The 16,370-nt window shown below is 66.4% G+C and carries 14 protein-coding genes and 1 pseudogene; 2 read left to right on the plus strand and 13 right to left on the minus strand.

Annotated features, from left to right (window positions below; all coding sequences use genetic code 11):
* Positions 1–165: 165 nt before the first annotated feature.
* Positions 166–1,098, minus strand: a complete 933-nt coding sequence (locus tag A4R44_RS23990) for a hypothetical protein (RefSeq protein ID WP_157904986.1) — start codon at positions 1,096–1,098, stop codon at positions 166–168.
* Positions 1,099–2,259: 1,161 nt separating this feature from the next.
* Between A4R44_RS23990 and A4R44_RS48260 the strand changes: the two genes are divergently transcribed.
* Positions 2,260–2,664: a hypothetical protein gene (locus A4R44_RS48260; RefSeq protein WP_157904987.1), complete on the plus strand. Its 405-nt coding sequence runs from the start codon at positions 2,260–2,262 to the stop codon at positions 2,662–2,664.
* A 743-nt stretch (positions 2,665–3,407) separates the two neighbouring features.
* Here A4R44_RS48260 and A4R44_RS24000 read toward each other — a convergent pair.
* Positions 3,408–3,869 (minus strand): single-stranded DNA-binding protein, encoded by a 462-nt coding sequence (locus A4R44_RS24000; protein WP_067584895.1) that lies wholly within the window; start codon positions 3,867–3,869, stop codon positions 3,408–3,410.
* A gap of 533 nt (positions 3,870–4,402) precedes the next feature.
* On the opposite strand from A4R44_RS24000, the gene A4R44_RS46170 reads away from it, so the two are divergent.
* Positions 4,403–5,233, plus strand: a complete 831-nt coding sequence (locus A4R44_RS46170) for an alpha/beta fold hydrolase (protein ID WP_232791752.1) — start codon at positions 4,403–4,405, stop codon at positions 5,231–5,233.
* On the opposite strand, the gene A4R44_RS24010 is transcribed toward A4R44_RS46170, so the two are convergent.
* The 11 genes and pseudogenes from A4R44_RS24010 to A4R44_RS24050 form a co-directional block, all read right to left on the minus strand.
* Entirely contained in the window at positions 5,209–5,565 is a 357-nt protein-coding gene (locus A4R44_RS24010; RefSeq protein ID WP_020641977.1) for a VOC family protein, read from the minus strand. The two genes, A4R44_RS46170 and A4R44_RS24010, sit on opposite strands and share 25 nt — an antisense overlap.
* Before the next feature lie 446 nt (positions 5,566–6,011).
* Positions 6,012–6,260, minus strand: a complete 249-nt coding sequence (locus A4R44_RS48265) for a hypothetical protein (RefSeq protein WP_157904988.1) — start codon at positions 6,258–6,260, stop codon at positions 6,012–6,014.
* 281 nt (positions 6,261–6,541) lie between these two features.
* Positions 6,542–7,897 (minus strand): DUF4192 family protein, encoded by a 1,356-nt coding sequence (locus A4R44_RS24015; RefSeq protein WP_095213568.1) that lies wholly within the window; start codon positions 7,895–7,897, stop codon positions 6,542–6,544.
* Between the two features lie 13 nt (positions 7,898–7,910).
* Positions 7,911–8,066 (minus strand): annotated as a pseudogene (locus A4R44_RS52550) (DUF4192 family protein); the annotation flags it as partial.
* A 71-nt stretch (positions 8,067–8,137) separates the two neighbouring features.
* Complete coding sequence (locus tag A4R44_RS24020) at positions 8,138–9,682, minus strand: DUF4192 domain-containing protein (protein ID WP_067584904.1); 1,545 nt, start codon at positions 9,680–9,682, stop codon at positions 8,138–8,140.
* Positions 9,683–9,861: 179 nt separating this feature from the next.
* Positions 9,862–10,827, minus strand: coding sequence for a bifunctional DNA primase/polymerase (locus A4R44_RS24025; protein ID WP_095213569.1), 966 nt, complete (start codon positions 10,825–10,827; stop codon positions 9,862–9,864).
* Between the two features lie 88 nt (positions 10,828–10,915).
* Complete coding sequence (locus A4R44_RS24030; protein ID WP_067584907.1) at positions 10,916–12,583, minus strand: hypothetical protein; 1,668 nt, start codon at positions 12,581–12,583, stop codon at positions 10,916–10,918.
* 220 nt (positions 12,584–12,803) lie between these two features.
* Positions 12,804–13,676, minus strand: a complete 873-nt coding sequence (locus A4R44_RS24035) for a hypothetical protein (protein WP_067584910.1) — start codon at positions 13,674–13,676, stop codon at positions 12,804–12,806.
* A complete protein-coding gene (locus tag A4R44_RS24040; RefSeq protein WP_198545419.1) occupies positions 13,670–14,728 on the minus strand; it encodes a hypothetical protein in 1,059 nt (352 codons plus the stop codon). The genes A4R44_RS24035 and A4R44_RS24040 overlap by 7 nt, the downstream gene beginning before the upstream one ends.
* Before the next feature lie 313 nt (positions 14,729–15,041).
* Entirely contained in the window at positions 15,042–15,530 is a 489-nt protein-coding gene (locus A4R44_RS24045; RefSeq protein WP_067584914.1) for a DNA-processing protein DprA, read from the minus strand.
* Positions 15,531–15,711: 181 nt separating this feature from the next.
* Complete coding sequence (locus tag A4R44_RS24050; protein WP_157904990.1) at positions 15,712–16,326, minus strand: hypothetical protein; 615 nt, start codon at positions 16,324–16,326, stop codon at positions 15,712–15,714.
* Positions 16,327–16,370: the final 44 nt, after the last annotated feature.

The following is a 16,370-nucleotide window of genomic DNA, read 5'->3' on the forward strand; positions in this document are numbered from 1 at the left end:
GTGAGGACGTGGCGGGGTGCGCGATGGCACGGCTGGGTGGCGGCGCGTGCTGGTGAGCAGGACTGGTGCGGAACGCCTATCGGTTAGCCGAGAATCCGGCCCAGACACGCGAAAGCGGCCGCCGGTCGTGAGACCGGCGGCCGCTTCGGTTGGGCGGCTGTGCGGCTACGCCGCGATCAACTCCCGGTGCTGCGACACGGCGCGCAGCGGCGGGCGGTCGAGCTCGGAGCAGTACGCGCACCTTCCGATCGGTTCGGCGCGGTGTTCGGCGGGGGTCCGCTCAAGGTTGCACGCGATGCACAGCGCTCCGTCTGCGAGAGGGAGTCGCCAAAGGTTGTCATAGAACTTCTCGAGGCTGCCGCGCTCCTCCGGGGTGACTTCGTAGCGGTCGTCGCGATCGTCGAACACCTCGCCGCGTTGGTCCTCGTACTGTTCGGAAACACGGTCGTCCTTGCGAGCGCACCCGGTCTGCGGGATGGCGGGCTCAATCTCGCGGTGGTTCTCGTCGTAGCTGGTTTGCGGTTCGTACTCGACCCGTGAGCGGCGTGCGCGAACCTCGAACGGTTCGCGCGGCGCGGAGGCTGGGCGCGGGATCGGCTGCGGGACTCGCCGGGGTGCAACCGTAGCGACTGGTTGCGGGATCGTGTGCGATTCGACTTCCCGGCGGCAGAACTCGGAGCAGTACGTCATGTCGGGTGCCATGCTGAGGTTCCCGTCGCAATGCCCGCACCGGTGGATATCTCCGGACTCGGCCTCGCGCTGTGTTTCTTCCGCCGCGCGCTTGGCGCGAATCGCATTCGCACGCTGGCGACTGGCGTAAACACAGGTCGTGAGCAGGGTGCGGTGGGCTTGGTCGATCGAGGGCCATGCCTTGTGGCCGCTGCGGATTGCGTCGGTCACGGTCGGGTGGTCGGCGGACGGGTTTTCCAGCAACGTGATGCAAGCGCGGAGCGCTTCGCGCTCGTGTCCTTTGGCGCGTGCGGCGAGCCAGCGCAGCGACTGACGCGCAATGCTGCGGTTGTGCGACGGGTCGACCAGGAGCGCCGTTACGTCGTTCGGGTGCCCGGCGAGCGACGCGCGGGATTCGGTGGTGTGCACGCACGCCGTGAATGCGCGTTGCGCGTCCGGCGTGAGGTCCGTGAGGTGTTCGTAGATTTTGCGGACGCGCGCGAGGGTGTCCGGGTCGGTCGGGTCGGTGGAGTTGAGCAGGTGTGCGCAGGTCATGAGTACGGCCTGCGGAGCGTCTGAAAGATGCTCGAACATCCACCGGAGCGCGATGAGCGCCGATGCGGTGCGCGGAGGTGTCGCGCTGAGTGCGTTCACTACGTCGTCAAGGGTGTAACGGTGCCGTCGATCAGTGCTGGTCATGTCGATAATCCATTTCTGTTATGTGTGGGTTTCCGGCGGATCGGGTTTGGCGCCCCGGTCAACCGGTAATTACCATATTAATGGTGTTGGCTGCTATTCTCAATAATGCAAAGCCAGAAAAATGGACTATTTAGGATGCTCTGACCTGCGGTAAAGGTGACCAGGTGCAGAGCGGTGGAGAGGTGGCCCCGAAGCCGCCCGGGGCAGGCCCTCGGCCTGCCCCTAATGCCTGACCGAGGCCGTAAGGGGACCCGAATGCAAGGGTGGGGCCTCGCTATTGTTTTGACGCGCTTTTTGTCAAAAGAATAGTGGGGTGCCCTTGTATTTGGGGCAGCGGCCGATACAATTTCGGGGCCACCTCTCCACCGCGGACGGGACCGATCCGCAATCGCCGGCCACCGTGTCTGGCCTGCACAAACGTTCCGGGCCGGCCCTGGCTATGCTGGTCATGCCGCGACGTGATGGGTTTTCTGTCCCGTGGGCACGCCGCGGCACCCGGCGTCGTTGCTTTGGCGAGCCGTCGCTCCGGCGATGTCGGCCTTGTGCCGTGCGCCGCCGGTCCGGTGGGGTCGGGGCCGTGCGCCCCGGCCCCATCCCGCACTTGCTGCGACGCGACTAAACTGGCGACCGCAGCCCTCCCTGCGCAGGGAGGCAATCATGCCGCAAGACGAAGAGCGGCCCATCCGCCGTCGGCGCCGGTCGAGTGCCGAGGTAGCTCGGCTGAAAGCCCTACGGCAAGCACACGCTGAGAAACTTGAACGCGCCCGGCGAGACGAACAGCGGGTCGACGACGCACTGGCACCGTTCGCGGAAGCGGCTGAAGCCATCGCGGCGGCAAAGCGGCGGCACGAGGAACGGTGCGAACGAATCACTGCCCGACTGGAGCGCGACTTGGCGGACCTCGATCGCTCGCGAGCGAAGGCCATCGAAGCGGCGGATGCCGAGCGTCGCGCGCTGAAGGCGGTGCTGGACGAGGAGACCGGCGAGCTGAGGGCGGTGATGGGGGAGTCGGTCCGGGCGGTCCGGGAAGTGGGCACCGGGATGCCGGAGACCGCCGCTCTGCTAGGCGTCAGTGTCGGCGAAGCGCGCAGGCTGGCGGCTGCGGCAAGGCGACTGAACCCGCAAGCGTCGAGCGCAGGGTCAGTGGCTGACAGCACGGTGCACGAAACGTCGGCGGCAGAGTCGGCGACTGCACGCGTTCCGGAAGCGGAAACGGTTACCGCTGCCGAGCAGCAGGGGCCAGATGCGGTGCTCGAAGGCGAACGACACAGGCAGTGGGGTGGTGGGAGCGCGTAGCGCTCGCACCACCCCACCAACTACCGGCGTGGTCACCGAGTCTGAACCGGCTGAGCCTCGCGTTGCTCGGCCGGGGAGTGCGCTCTCCGGCGTGCCGCTCGCCGACGGGCTGCAACGTGCCAAGCGATCGACAAGCTTCCGCCGAGGAACAGCGTGGACCCGAGTGCTGGCTGGTCCCAACCGAGATCTTGGAATTTCGCGATGGAAAGGACGCACGGCACGATGCCCGCGCCTAAGATGACCGCTGCGCGCCTATGGCGCGTGATCCGCGGGAAGATCGGGTGCCTTGTGCGTCGCGAGTCGGCCCAGCCAGCGGCTGCGCCGAGGGCTGCGTACACCGGTAGCCGGATGAGGTCGACTGCTGCAGGGGCTGCGATCAGGGCGATGGCACCGAAGACCGCCGTGACGAGGAGAACACCGTAGAAGGCGGCGTCGATCATTCTTCGCGCGGAAATGCCAGCGGCGATTCGAGCCATCATCCGAGCGTAGATCGGAAAACCGCCCCGGTTGGGGGGAGATTTGTCGAGGTCGATTTCGGGTCTGTCGGTGTCGGTCGGCGGGGGATCGCTGTCCCGGGGCTGTCTCACGGTGGGCAGGATTTCGCACCTGACCGGAACTGCGTGTCGCGTCGCGAGGGGTGCGGGCGCGTTGCGACCGCATGGTGGTCCTCCTTGAGAGCCGAAGACAGCCCGGTGGGTGGAGCGGCAGCGCCGCTCCACCCACCGGGTTCGTTCCGGGAAAGATCAGAACGGCGGGGCTTCGGAGTCCGTGCTGGCACCGGCACCTACGAGTTCGCCTTCGGCGGCCGGCGCGGCGGCCCACGGGTCAGCGGCGGCCTTGCGCGAGGTCTTGGTGACCTTCGCGGTGGCGTAGCTGAGCGAGGGGCCGATCTCGTCGACGGTCAACTCGACGACGGTCCGCGACTCTCCGTCGCGAGTCTCGTACGTCCGCTGGCGCAGCCGGCCCTGGGCGATCACCCGCATGCCGCGCTTCAACGACTCCGCGACGTTCTCGCCCTTCTCCTTCCACATCGTGCAGCGCATGAACAGGGCGTCGCCGTCCTCGAACTGGCTGGTGGACCGGTTGAATGTGCGAGGCGTCGACGCGATGGTGAAGTTCGCGACGGGCGTGCCGTTCGGGGTGAACCGCAGCTCGGGGTCGGACGTGAGGTTGCCGATGATGGTGATGACGGTGTCGCCGGCCATCGTGTCCTCCTGTGAGGGTCGGTGGTGTGGAACGCGATCTGCCGGGAGCGCTCCCCAGCCGGGGCAGTACGCCGCGGATCGGCTCGTCCGTCCGGCGCGAACCGGCTGTGCGGAACGTGCCGGGCTCGGCTTCCGGAGGGCCGGTTCACCCGGACGGACAAGCCGAGGCTTCGCGGTGTTCACAGCCCCGGCCGGGGTGTGCTGGGCTGTTTGCGCTCCGCCCCCGTCTGTCACCGGAGGACTGGCCGGTGACGGCGTCGCGGCAGCGGCACGTCGACGTCCGTCACCGGGCAGGCGGTTTCGCGTGACGGCTGAGGATGAGCAGCGCGATGCGTTACTTGTCGGCCATCGGCCGAACGCGATGGAACCCGGCCCGCCGCGCAGCTTCGGTGAGAAACGCGGCGGCCGGGAGTCATGCGGCGGAGGCTTCTCCTGCTGCGAACCTTCGCAGCGCAGCCGTTGACCTGACTTGGCTCAAGATCGCTGATCTTGGGTAGGGTGCTGGCTGTTGAGCTGCGNTGCGGTTTCGTCGTGTGAACGGCGAAAATCTGCGCACTAAGCGGCCGGTTCTAGGGGTCTGCCAATCGCTTCCCGGTTACGGCTTCAGCGACAAGCCGGTCGCGCCGGGGTGGGGGATCGAGCGGATATCCGACGCGTGGTGCGAGCTGATGGCCCGGCTCAGCTACCGGCGGTTCGGCGCCCAGGGCAGCGACTCGGGCACCAGCATCGCCACGAGCATCGGTCAACGGCAACCCGATCGGGTCGCCGGCATCCATCTCATGCCGCCGCTCGCACCGCCCGATCCGGCCACGTTGGACGACCTCACCGGTGCCGAGCGGGCGGCGCTCGCGACACTGCGGGAGGCGGACGAATGGGGCTCCGGATACTCGGCGCAGCAGTCGACCCGGCCGCAGACGGTCGGCTACGGGCTGGTCGACTCGCCGGCCGCCCTCTGCGCCTGGATCGTCGAGAAGTTCTGGTCGTGGACCGACTCCGGTGGCGACCTGCATCGGGTTATTACCCGGAATGAGCTGCTCGACAACCTGATGCTCTACTGGCTGCCCGGCACCGGTGCCTCATCCGCCCGGCTGTACTGGGAAAGCCTCCGGCAGGTCAACGAATGGATCTCCGGGTCGGCCGGCGCGCCGGTGACCGTACCCACCGGCTGTCGGTCTTCCCCAAGGAGCTGCAGCGCCCGTCTCGGCGGTGGGCGGAGCGCCGGTTCCCGAACATCCGGTACTGGAACGAGCCCGGCAAGGGCGGCCACTTCGCGGCGTTCGAGCAGCCGGCGTTGTTCGTCGACGAGGTCCGGTCATTCTTCCGGCTGGTCCGCTGATGGTCACCCGTACTCGGTAAGCGGCTGACTAAAGATCAACAAGTGCCCATCGGGTGTCCGTACGTTGAAGTCGCGCATCCCGTAGGGCCGGTCAGCCAGTGGCTCGACGATGTCGGCGCCGCGGGCGCGCAGCTCGTCGTGGCAGGAATCGACGTCGTCGACGACAACCGTCACCCTGGCCGGGCCGACGCTGCTTTCGGCGTACAGGTGGAACTCGGCGGTGTCGCGGATCACGGCCGCGTAGCTAGGTGGGGTCTCCCAGGTGAATATGGTGTCGAATCCGAGCGCGTCCGTGAAGTACGACCGCGCTGCCTGCACATCTCGGCACGGCAGCACGGGAACCGCCACCCGCATGACCATTCCGGCACCTTACCTGACTTTGGCTCAAGATCGCTGATCTTGGGTAGGGTGCTGGCTGTTGAGCTGCGGTTTCGTCGTGTGAACGGCGAAAATCTGCGCACTAAGCGGCCACCCTCACCGCCGTCGACCCGCTACCCGACGACCTCCGCGATGCCCTCACCCGCATCCACGACCGCGGTGCGCACTAATTTGAGCCAAGTCAGGTCATGCGGCGGAGGCTTCTCCTGCTGCGAACCTTCGCAGCGCAGCCGTTGATTCCGTGGTGGACAGAGCGATTCGGCAGAGTTCGTTCGCCGCGTGGAAGTAGTAGTCCGCCTGGTCGTGGACGAACGTGCCGCAGGTCAGGGTGGTTGAGGTAGACGACCGACGTCCTGGTGAACTCGTCCGAGGGCCTGCTGGCGTCCGATGGTGGTCTCGGAGTTAGGGGCACGAATTGAACCTTGCGGTCAACCGGCGGCACGCTTGTTCTGTGCGAGCACGGTGATGAAGTCGAGACCTGTGGCTGGGTCGATCCAGTCCAACCCGGGGTCCCGCACGGTCACCCAGGTGACCCACCGTCGCCACCGGTACGTCGTGCCAGCCGGGCGAACCAACCACAATTCCTCGTGCCGACGGGATTCCAGCGAGTCCAGGATGGCCTGTCGGCGGACTCGCCGCGCGGCTCGCGGCACGGCACGGAATTCGATGCGGACCACTCCGGGACGCTGCTCGGATACGCGGCCATGAGCGACTCCTCGAGCAGCGAGGACGGCACGCACTGAGTCGGCTGTGACACGCTCCATCTCCGCAGGATGAGACTTCACACTCATGGCCTGAGCGTAGTCCCGCTCGCACCGGATTGCTTCCGGCACCAACGCCGCAGTCGGGACTGGTCGCTGATTGGCATCGCAGATGCGGTGGTTCGGGCGGAGGTGCGTGCGCTAACCACCGCATCCGCACATCGACCTCAGCGCTGGTTGTACGGCCGCTACCGGAGTCAGTCGGCGGCCCCGTGCAGTAAATTGCGACGTTCGGTACGTGCCAGGTTCGCAATGATGACTGTGAGATCTCCGCCAGAGGGATCCAACGCGCGCGCCCGCATTTTCTCGGACAACGGCGACGGCGGGTCGATCGCCAATGTGGCCGCTCGTCCCGCCTCGAAGTTGCCTTGGGCGTACTCGGCGAAGGCGAGCGCGGCGGCGACGTCGCTCGCGTAGTCGAGCGGACTGACCTCCAACAGGTAGCGGAAGAGCATGGCCCGGCTGCCTTCCGTGGCGAGCCCGGCCGGAGGGACCAGGACCGCTAGACCTACTGGCGCCGAAGCCACCGCGGCAACGAGAGCGGCGAGTTCCTCGTCGGATTGAGCACGCCAGCCGGCTGACCATGCTTTGACCACAGCGTCGACCCGGTTGACTCGATCATTGAGCGCCCGGCGGTCACCGTGGTCGCGTTCAGCCCGGATTTGCCGCTTTGCTTCGTCCACGAGCGTCAGCAGGCGGGGATGACGTTCGGATTCGCTACCGACCGTCCGCGTCCTTTCAACAGCGGAGCGCGTGGAGCGGAAGTACTCAGCGAAGGAGCCGCGGTGGGCGTAGGGGTTGATTGCCCGCTGGACATTCCTGGCGACTATGGCCGCGTGCAAGGTGGGAATGGTGACCTGCCGTGTGGCGATTTCCGCGTACAGGTATTCGCCGAGCAGGTAATACCCGACGGCCAATACGGCTGAGATCTCGCGACGTTCCGGTAACGGGGCCAACCGGTAGAGGTGCAGCAGCAGTTGGACGCGCTGGCGCTCGGGGTGTCGGCCGTGTGCAGGAAGGACGCAGGCATCGCGGAACAGCGGCGACGAGAAGCTGGCGATGAGGTTCGCGATCTCTTCGTCGGAGCTGGGCAACTCGCCGTCGATGGCGGCGGCGACTGCAGCGTCGAAGGCTTCGATCCGTTTCGCGAGCGGCTCGGGGGTTTCCTGTTCCCGTGCGGCTGCAATCCGTGTCGCACGCGCGATTCGTTCCTGCTCATCGGTCGATGCAAGGCGGAACAGGTCTTCGATCGCCTGACGGCTCGGCTGGATGGTGACCCCGGAATCCGCGGAGGCGAGCGCGACCAGCGACGCGGTCGGGTCGGGCATGATTCCTGCGGTGCCTGACCTGTCGTAGTAGCTGCGCCACCAGGAACCCTCGCGGAACTCCGGGACGAAGAAGACTGCCCTGACCCGATGGCCAGCTTCGGTGATCGCGGAGGCGAGGGCGTCGATTTCCGCGCGCAAGGGCAGTTCGGCATCGGCATCGTCCAGGTGGGACACCACGACTGCGATCACAGTTCCGGCGGGTTGAGTCCGGAGCGGGCCTGCCACCGTCTTGCCNNNNGAGCCGCATCGTCACTCCTACGCGGTCGAGGCCGTCGTCGCCAGGACGGACATGGAGCAGGATGACTGCCTCGTCGGGGTAGAACCCGACAATAGCCGGGATATTCGCGAGGAACTGGCCGGCGGCGTCGAGGTTCGAGGTCTCGGGATCTGACATGGGACTTCCTTTGCGAGGTAATGAAGGGCGGGCACGGCAGCGGATCGGCCGTGCCCGCCGGGATTCAGGACTTAGGCTTGTGCTGCGCACTCGAGTCGATGACGTTCTGCCAAGGCGATGTCGGCAATCAGGTCGCCGACGACCTTCGCGGGCGAAGTCAGCGTCCCGTGGAGGACAGCTTCAGAGAGAAGCGATAGCGGGTCGACGGACCTCGCCGCGGCCCGTGCACGGACGAGGTCGCCTGTGGTCAGTTCGGCCACAGCGATAGCTCCGGCGACGTTGGCCGCGTAGTCGGGCGGAGCGACTGTCTGCAGGAGACGGAATAGCGCGACCCTGTCGGCGTCGACGGTTCCGCTCGCCGGCGAGACCAGCGCCGCGATGCATACCGGCGGCGCGGTCATGCTGGCGACGAGTTCGGCGACGTCCTCGTCGTGTTCGGGAAGCCCGAACGCGGCACGTTCGACTGCCCGGTCGATTCGTTCGAGACGTGTTCGGAGCGCTCGATCGTCCTGGCGCTCGTGCTCCGAGGCGACCTGCCGAACCTTGTCCTGCACGAGGCGATGAAGAGACGGTCGTCGGTCAGTTGGTGCGCCGACGGTATGGACCTGGGCGGCACTGTCGCGCGCGGAGCGGAAATAGCTGGTGAATCGGTCGTCCAGAGCGTTCGGGTCGACTCCGCTGCCGACAAGTGTCCGGACAAGTTCTGCGATCGCGGTTCGGGGTTGGACGGACGCGCAAGCCATCGATGCGTGCAGGTAGTCCCCAAGCAAGCAGTATCCGACCGCCAATGCGGTGCCGATCTGCCGACGGAGTTCCGGAGGCGCAAGGCGATTGAGGTGGAGCAGCAGGTTGAGCCGTTGCAGTTCTGGCCGCGGGTCACTCGGGGGCAGAACGCACGCGTCACGGAACAGAGGCGAAGCGAAGCAAGCGATCAGATCCGCGACCCTGTTGTGGTCGGCAGGCAGCTGTCCTTCTCCGGCGGCCGCGACGGCTGCATCGAAAGCGGCGAGCCGATCGGCAAACGGCAACGGGGCGTCCTCGCGTCGTTCCAACGCTCGTCGTGTCGCGCCGCCAACGGTCTCGAGATCGGCCGCAGACGCACGAGTGAACAGCTGCTGCACCGACTGGCGAGACGGTTGGACGGTGTATCCACTCGCAGCCGCTGAGACGGCGCCCATCGAAGCCCGCGGATCGGGCAGGATTCCTCCGCAGCCCGGCCTGCCGCAGTAACAGTGCCACCGAGCACCCTCCGTGAATTTCGGGAGAAAATAGATGCCCCGGACGTTGTGCCCAGCCGAGGTGATCGCGGCGGTCAGGATGTCGATTTCGTGGCGGAAGGGAAGTTCGTTGTCCTGCAAGGGTTCGGTGCGATCGGAGGCCACACAGATCATTACGTCGCCGGAATCCTGCGTACGGAGCGGCGCAGCCGTCTGCGCGCTCGATTCTTCCGGTGCGGCGGCGAACACGGGGAGGTCCAGCCTCATCGTGAGTCCCACAAGGTGGCGTCCGCCGTCTGCTGGCTTCAAGTACATGATGATGAGTGATTCTTCTGGATAGAATCCGAGGACTGCCGGGACGGACGAGAGAAACCGTCCAGTGGCGTTGGAAGAATCCATTGCTGTCCTTAGCTGTTCGTGAGGTATTCCGGCCCGTTCCGGCGGCGATCGCCGGACGAGGTCGCTCGAGCGCGCTCGTCCGGGCCCGGCTCCCGCGCGGCGCGACGAACGACGCAAAGACAGCCGGGCCCGGGCGGGTGTGCTGGGATCTACGGGGCGGGGAACGGCGCGACGGGCCGTCAGCGCGGGCGGATCTGGCGTCGCCACCGGCGGCCGTAGGCGATGCCGTCTCTGATCGTGGTGGTCAATTCGGCCCAGTCGAAGTCGTCAACGCCGAGGTGCCGACGTGCTGCGTCGACGAGTTGCTCGGTGATGGCGGCGTCGCTGATCCAATCGTTGGCCGCGAGCTGGCCGAGCGACCTCGCGGCAGCCAGCACAGCTTCGTGCCGTCCGCCTACCACCGCTTCGCGCACTCGCCGGCTTTCCCCGGCTATTGCGGCCTTGACGTATGCGGCGACTCGCGGATCCGCCGCCGGGGGAACGGCTCCCACAGCGATGGGCGGAGGTGGCGGCGGCGTCAACCTGTCGGCGAGCCACTGCGGGAGCGGTGCTGCCGGAAGATCGCGGAGTACCGTGTAGGCCTGTAGCTGTCCGCGGCGATCGAGGACCGAGCCGGGCGCAACGACGAGGCCGCCGTTGCCGCGAGTGTCGACGAGGCACCCCAACCCTCGCCGCGACGTTCCGACCGAGCTGCGAAGACTTTGGCCGGGCGGTTGCCGGAAGTACCGGTGCTCGCTCTCTTCATCACCGGGGGTGCTGACCGTGAACGTGCCCGCCGGGTCGGGCTGACCGGCCTGGTACGCGAGATTTGCCAGTACATCGCGCCCGTGCAGGAGTTCTCGATCGCCGGCGGTGCGCGGCGCGTCGAGGTCGAGGACAAGGAGATCGGAGGGGCCGCAGGCGATGCCGACATTGTCGGCGGGATGACTGCGCCACCAGTCGATGATGGCGGCGGGGTCCCAGGTGGCCCACTGCTGCCAGCCTTCGACCGCCGGGATCTTGCGTCCGGCCTTGAGCGGGAACACCGCCCAGCCTCGCGCTGCGCACCAGAGCGCAGCGGCCAGGAGCCGATGGGGGCCTTCGACCGCGGGGAAGGGCAGGTCCGGTCGGCTGGGCAGTGCCAAGCAAATTCGGGAAGGGTGCATGGTCGGCTCCCATCGTGCGGGGAAGCATGGCCGCGGAGCGCGGCGACGGATGCGAATGGGGCATCCGTCGCCGCGCTGCTCGGCGAGGTCAGTCGTGGTCGGTCGTCTGGTCGTCGGCGGACGTGAGTGCCTCGTCCGGGTCGTCTTCGACGCCCACCTCGCTGCTGTTCTGTTCCTCGAGAAGCCGAGTGACGGCCTCGGCCTCGTCCTCCGGTGTCAAAACCTTCAGCTCGATGTCGGACAGCGTGTGGCCGAAGTCCTGGATCGTCTGCAGGTACTGCTGCTGCAGGTGTGTCGGCGCACGCCAAGGGCTGCGGTCGCGCTGCAGCGCTTCTTCGTGCGCGGCGAGGGTCAGGAACGCGTCGAACACGGTTGCCTGCTTGGCGCTCAGCCGCCCGGCGTAGGCGGCGAGATCTTCCTCGCCGAGGAGAGCACGCGCCAGGGTGTGCCCGCGTTCCATCGCACGGACCAGAGGCTTGTCCCCGTTCACCTTCTGGATCGCCATCCAGTTCTGCAGGCCCGTCGGGACCTGGCGACGCACGGCGAAGGACTTCAGCCAATCCAGCCGCTTGGGTTTGGCACCGTCCCACAGCTTGTTGTTGTCCCGGACCCACCGCCACTGCGCGCGATTCCACTGCACTTCGGCGTCACGGTCATCGTTCTCGGCAGGGGCGTCGGCGCGGTTGTCCGGTGCCCATCGGAGCGCATGCCCGTGGGCGCGGAAGTTGTGGCACGCATGGCGAGCGACCATGACGTAGCCGATGCCGTGCGGGTCCTCCTCGTCGTCTCGCAGATACCGGCGTCCCACCCGTACGCAGCGACCCGGGCAGGACGCGTGGTCATCGGCCATGAGTTCGGTTCCGCGGGGCGAGTCCGCTCCGGGGCGTAGGTCGATCAAGGGCAGGGCGGCTTCGGCTTCGTCGCTGTCTTCGGCCAGCACTGTGATGTCGGCGGCGTCGAATTCGGCGGTCACGGCGTCGACGAGTTCCTGGCGGATCTCGGCTTCCCGCAGGTCGTTGCGGAACTTCTGCGCCAGCATCTCGAAGTTACGCGGCCGCTGGTTGGCCGTGACGATCAGTTCCTTCGCCTGCTCGGTCATGCCTTGCTCGTCGAACCACGCGATCTCAGCAAGCTGCGGGAGGGTCAGTCCGTAGCGGTCGCCGGCCTTGGTCGCCAGCTCGCTGGCTCCCACGGCGAGAGTTTCCTGCACAACCTTGCGCTGCTGACCGCGTCGACGCGCGAGCCTGGTCGGCGACACTCCGAGATCGATAAGGTACTGGTAGGCCTGGGTATTTTCCTGGTGTGTGAGCGGCTCGCGGTGGTCGTTCTCGTCGAGCTGCTCCAAGACCCGGTCGATCTCACGAGTCTGGTCGTCGCCCTGCGGGGGCAGGTGCATCCAGACCGGCACGGTCGTGCCTGCTTTGCGTGCGTGCAGGACGCGCCGCTGCCCGGACCTGACGACGATCGTGCCGTCCATCGACCGGTATCCGTTCGCGGCGGTGGTGACGCCGGACTGCTGGTAGTTGCGCACCGTCGCGGCCCGAGTCTTCACTTGAAGCGACCGGACGTTGTCCTCCAGCACGATCTCGTTCGGGTCGGCGTGCACTACGGTGTCGACTTCGTTTCCCCACTGGGATTCCCACGCCGCCAATTCCTCTTCGTCGGCGGGGCCGAGGATCGAGCGCTGCAGTGGCACGGTCTCCTCGACGGCGTCTGTGTGATCGGGTTCAACGGAGTGGTCGGTGGTGGTGCTCATTCATGCTCCTTGCAAAGGGATTGTGCGCCGCCTCCGCGGACGGCGCGGGTGTCCCGGGCGGGACGCACGTGCTAGAGCGCAGCCGAGGGGCGTGGGTGGATCGCCTTCGCCCAACCGGGCGGAACTCCGCCCGAAGGTCCTTTTCGGACGCGACGACGTGGTGGGGTTCCACCCGGTTGGCGCGGGGATCAGCGATCTGGCCTGCGCCCGGCGCGCTGCGCTAGCGTGCGTTGTCCCGTCGGGACAGTCGCGTCGGCGAGCTGGCTACCGCGGATACAGGTGCCGAGGTTGGCAGCGCGAGCCGCACCGTTTTGTCTGCATTCGCGGGACATTCGCATTCGTCGGCCGGAAGTTCGCACTCTTCGCACAGAGGGAGTGCCCAGATGCGAGGGCACCAGCGTGCGCAGCAACCGGGAAGCGACGCGCACTCGACGCAGCTGCCGCAGACTACGCAGATCCCTCTGAGATCAGCCGAGTCCATGCTGTCGCACGCGATACACACTCCGTTGAACGCGCCTCGGGCCACCGGAACGGGAGGCTGGAAGTCGGAGTTGGAGTACCAGGCCCCTTCGTCCCAGATGCCAGCTTTCTCGTTGAACAGATAGGATTGCTTGGAGTGGCGAGGGTCTACGGTGAGAACAACGACCTTGTTCCATGGACCGAGCCAGCGTTCGAGAACGAAGCGCGTGGCGTCATCGTCGAACTGGTCCGAGATCGACTTGCCCAGGCAGTCTTCGGCGAAGATCCGGGTGTCAGATTTCTTCTGGCGGCGGGTGGGCTGGACGCTCGCCGGAAGAATACCGTTGTGTGCCAACACGGTGCTGGAGTTGAGGTTGACCTTGAAGGGGTGGATGTTCGCCTCTGAGGTCTTCCCATGCGTGCGGAATCGGCTGTGGAACAACGCCGGTCCGCCGGAGTGCTCCTGCCGGAGGCGGGTGAACGTCTCCAGCGATTCCGCGAAGTCGAAGGACTTGCCGACGATGATGCCTTGTGCGGTGACGACCGCGTAGCCGTGGCCGTGCGGGTTCAGTTCGGCACCGTTGGCCAAGGCCGCCGCGTCCGGCTGAACTCCGGCTGGAAGGTAGGTCAGCATGCACATGCGAGCACCTCGCATTCGCGCAGAAGGGCGTCGTACTCCGGCCGTTCTGCGGCCCAGGCGAGGAACGCGTCCCAGGACCAGCCGTCGTTGCGGACGATGGCCCTGAGCGTCAGCTGATGGGCGTAGCGGACACTGGCATCGGCGAACGCGAGCGCGGCCTGCACCTCCTGGGGCTTGATGCTGCTGGCGAACATGCGCAGTTCGAATGTGTCGTCGTTCTGCACGTTGATCGCCGAGTAGCGAGGCCGGTTGTGGTCGCCCTTGCAGATGTCTTTGATTCCCGCGCGTTCATCCGGGGAGAACTGTGCCCAGCTCGAATCACATCGGCGCGCGAGCTGCTGCACCTCGGCGGCATTGCGGTAGATGAACTTCATCCACCGGAACACGTGGCTGCGACCGTCGAACGCCTCCCGGCTGACGTGGATGTGGAGCCCGACGTCGTCGGTTGTGTGACAGCCGCGGGCCGCCAGCTCGTCCAGCAGCGTCCAGGGAAAGTTGTCCTGCGCCCAGGCAAGCGACATCGGGTGCGTCACCAGCTCGAACCCGACCGTGATCGAGCCGTCCTCTTTCAGATAAGCCAAACCTCCGAGCCGGTCTTCGCAGAGTTGGCAAAGCTGCGTGTCGCGGTCTGGGGTGTTGATCTCCAGTTCCATCCCGAGGAACAGCGGGCCGGAGCCGTGGAATCGGGGATACGGCTTGTAGTCTGAGCTGTAGACGTGGTCTTCCCATGACCCCAGCAGCCGGTTGGCGCAGTCGGTACACCGGAAGCGGCCGCGGACGAGGTACGTGCAGTCAAGGCACTCGTGGTATCCGTCTTCCGCAGCGCAGTCGTCGCACAGCGACTCGCTGCCGTCCTCGACGGTCAGCAGCGTGCGGAAGATGTGCGCGCAGTTGTCGCATTGGAGATAGTGCAGTGGCGCGCAATCGTCACAGACGAGTTCGTCGTCGACGTTGGTACGCGTGCAGCCGGGAATTACTTCAGTAGCACAATGGATGCAGACGTCCTCGTCTTGGGTTGTGGTAGCCAATCGTGACTCCTCGGGCACGAGCCACCCTTCACTCGTCGCTGTCCGACCAACGACGGCAGGGGGCGTGGGCCGGCGGTGCCGGCGGTCCACGGGCGTGGGCCGCGCCCCGAAGAGCGAGGGCGGTGTGCGGCGGGCTTGTTCGCCGACCAGTGGCCGGTCGACAGGTGCCCGCCGCGCACCACCCTCGCTACCGTTGGTGCGGCCTACGTCTGCTGGCGACGCGTCGGCGCAACACCCGATGACCGCTGTCCTGGCTCCTCATTTCCTTTGGGAGCCCCGGCTTTTCGGCAGTGGACGGGATCTTCACCACGACCTGCCACAAGGACGAGCGCTAAAGACGACCGTTGTCAGCCTTCTGAACGGTGATGTGTCCGGCAGAGGTGGCCACTTCGGCGGCTCGCGTGCGGAGCAGTTCGTTCACTCCCGCGGACGCGGCAGAGTGAATCGGACCGGGAACCCCGTAGACGAGGCGGCCGAGTTCACGGGCGGCACGGGCGACGGTAAGTGCGCCGCTGCGCTGCCCGGCTTCGACGATCACCGTTGCCGGCGCAAGGGCTGCCAGCAGCCGGCAGCGTGCGTGAAACCGGATGCGCGCCGGGCGAGTGCCGATGGGGTATTCGCTGACCAGTAGTCCGCCCTCGTCGATCACGGTCTGGAAGAGCCGCGCGTGGGACAGCGGGTAGTTCTGGTCGACGCCGGTGGCAAGCACGGCAACTGTGGTGCCGCCGGCAGCCAGGGCACCGCAGTGTGCGGCTTCGTCTATCCCGAAGCTGCCGCCGCTGATGACGGTTGTACCGGTGCGGGCGAGTTCGTTAGCCAACTTCGAGGTGCTGCCGCTCGTGAATCCGGCGGAGTGGCCCGGCGGGAGGCGATCCCGAGTGAAGGGCCTCTTCCCCGAACAGTTCCGCGAATACTGGCTTGGCAAGGGACTCGCGCGATGGGCGACGACACCGACCCCGTACCGCTCGCTCCGCGCGGCTCTGGAGCCGGCGCCAGATCGATCACAGCCGGATCAACGAGCCGTCGTGCTCTGCTCTCCACCTCTGCTTTCCCTGACGAAAGGTGACGCTCAGCTCGATCTTTCGAATGACTTCGATTGATTCTGAGACGGCTGCTCTGGTGATGACCTCCTCGCCATCCTCGTCGTGCTCGTAATAGGCGTCTTGCCCTATTCTCTGGTAGACATTGATTCGGACCGAGTCTCCTAGACTTCGACTGGCTGACGGTATCGTCATTCCGTTGTTGAAGGTCGGCGAAACCGTGCCAGTCAGGAATGTGTGGCTGAAGTCCCCGACGCGCGTCCGGATCTCGACGTCGTACACGGGCAAAGCTGTGGTGTTGACGGCCATCACCACCGGCATCTCAGACCCGTCCGTGGTGACCCACACAGCGAACTTGGAAGCTTCTCGTTCCTGGGTCTCTCGTTGCGTGCGGGTCCAGCCCTGCTGCGCGATCCAGAGTGCTGCTGCCGCCGCCGCGATGGAACCGACTCCGCCGACCCAACTGCCCCATGCCGCCCACCAGTTGGCGTCACGCCGGGTGGCAATGCCCACATCGACCAGCACGATGAAGGCTATGCTAAAGATGAACGCGGCGAACATCGTTCGGTTGCTCATGCCGAGAAGTCCCCTGCGAAGCTACAACTGTTACGGCCAGCATT

The sequence above is a fragment of the Amycolatopsis sp. M39 genome (genome assembly GCF_001651785.1).
Taxonomy (GTDB): Bacteria; Actinomycetota; Actinomycetes; order Mycobacteriales; family Pseudonocardiaceae; genus Amycolatopsis; species Amycolatopsis rubida.

Excerpts from the sequence above, each read along its gene's own strand:
- A4R44_RS24000 (WP_067584895.1), bottom strand. The coding sequence starts at position 3,869 with ATGGCCGGCGACACCGTCATCACCATCATCGGCAACCTCACGTCCGAC.
- A4R44_RS24010 (WP_020641977.1), bottom strand. The coding sequence starts at position 5,565 with ATGGTCATGCGGGTGGCGGTTCCCGTGCTGCCGTGCCGAGATGTGCAG.
- A4R44_RS24020 (WP_067584904.1), bottom strand. The coding sequence starts at position 9,682 with ATGGATTCTTCCAACGCCACTGGACGGTTTCTCTCGTCCGTCCCGGCA.
- A4R44_RS24025 (WP_095213569.1), bottom strand. The coding sequence starts at position 10,827 with ATGCACCCTTCCCGAATTTGCTTGGCACTGCCCAGCCGACCGGACCTG.
- A4R44_RS24030 (WP_067584907.1), bottom strand. The coding sequence starts at position 12,583 with ATGAGCACCACCACCGACCACTCCGTTGAACCCGATCACACAGACGCC.
- A4R44_RS24035 (WP_067584910.1), bottom strand. The coding sequence starts at position 13,676 with ATGCTGACCTACCTTCCAGCCGGAGTTCAGCCGGACGCGGCGGCCTTG.
- A4R44_RS24050 (WP_157904990.1), bottom strand. The coding sequence starts at position 16,326 with ATGAGCAACCGAACGATGTTCGCCGCGTTCATCTTTAGCATAGCCTTC.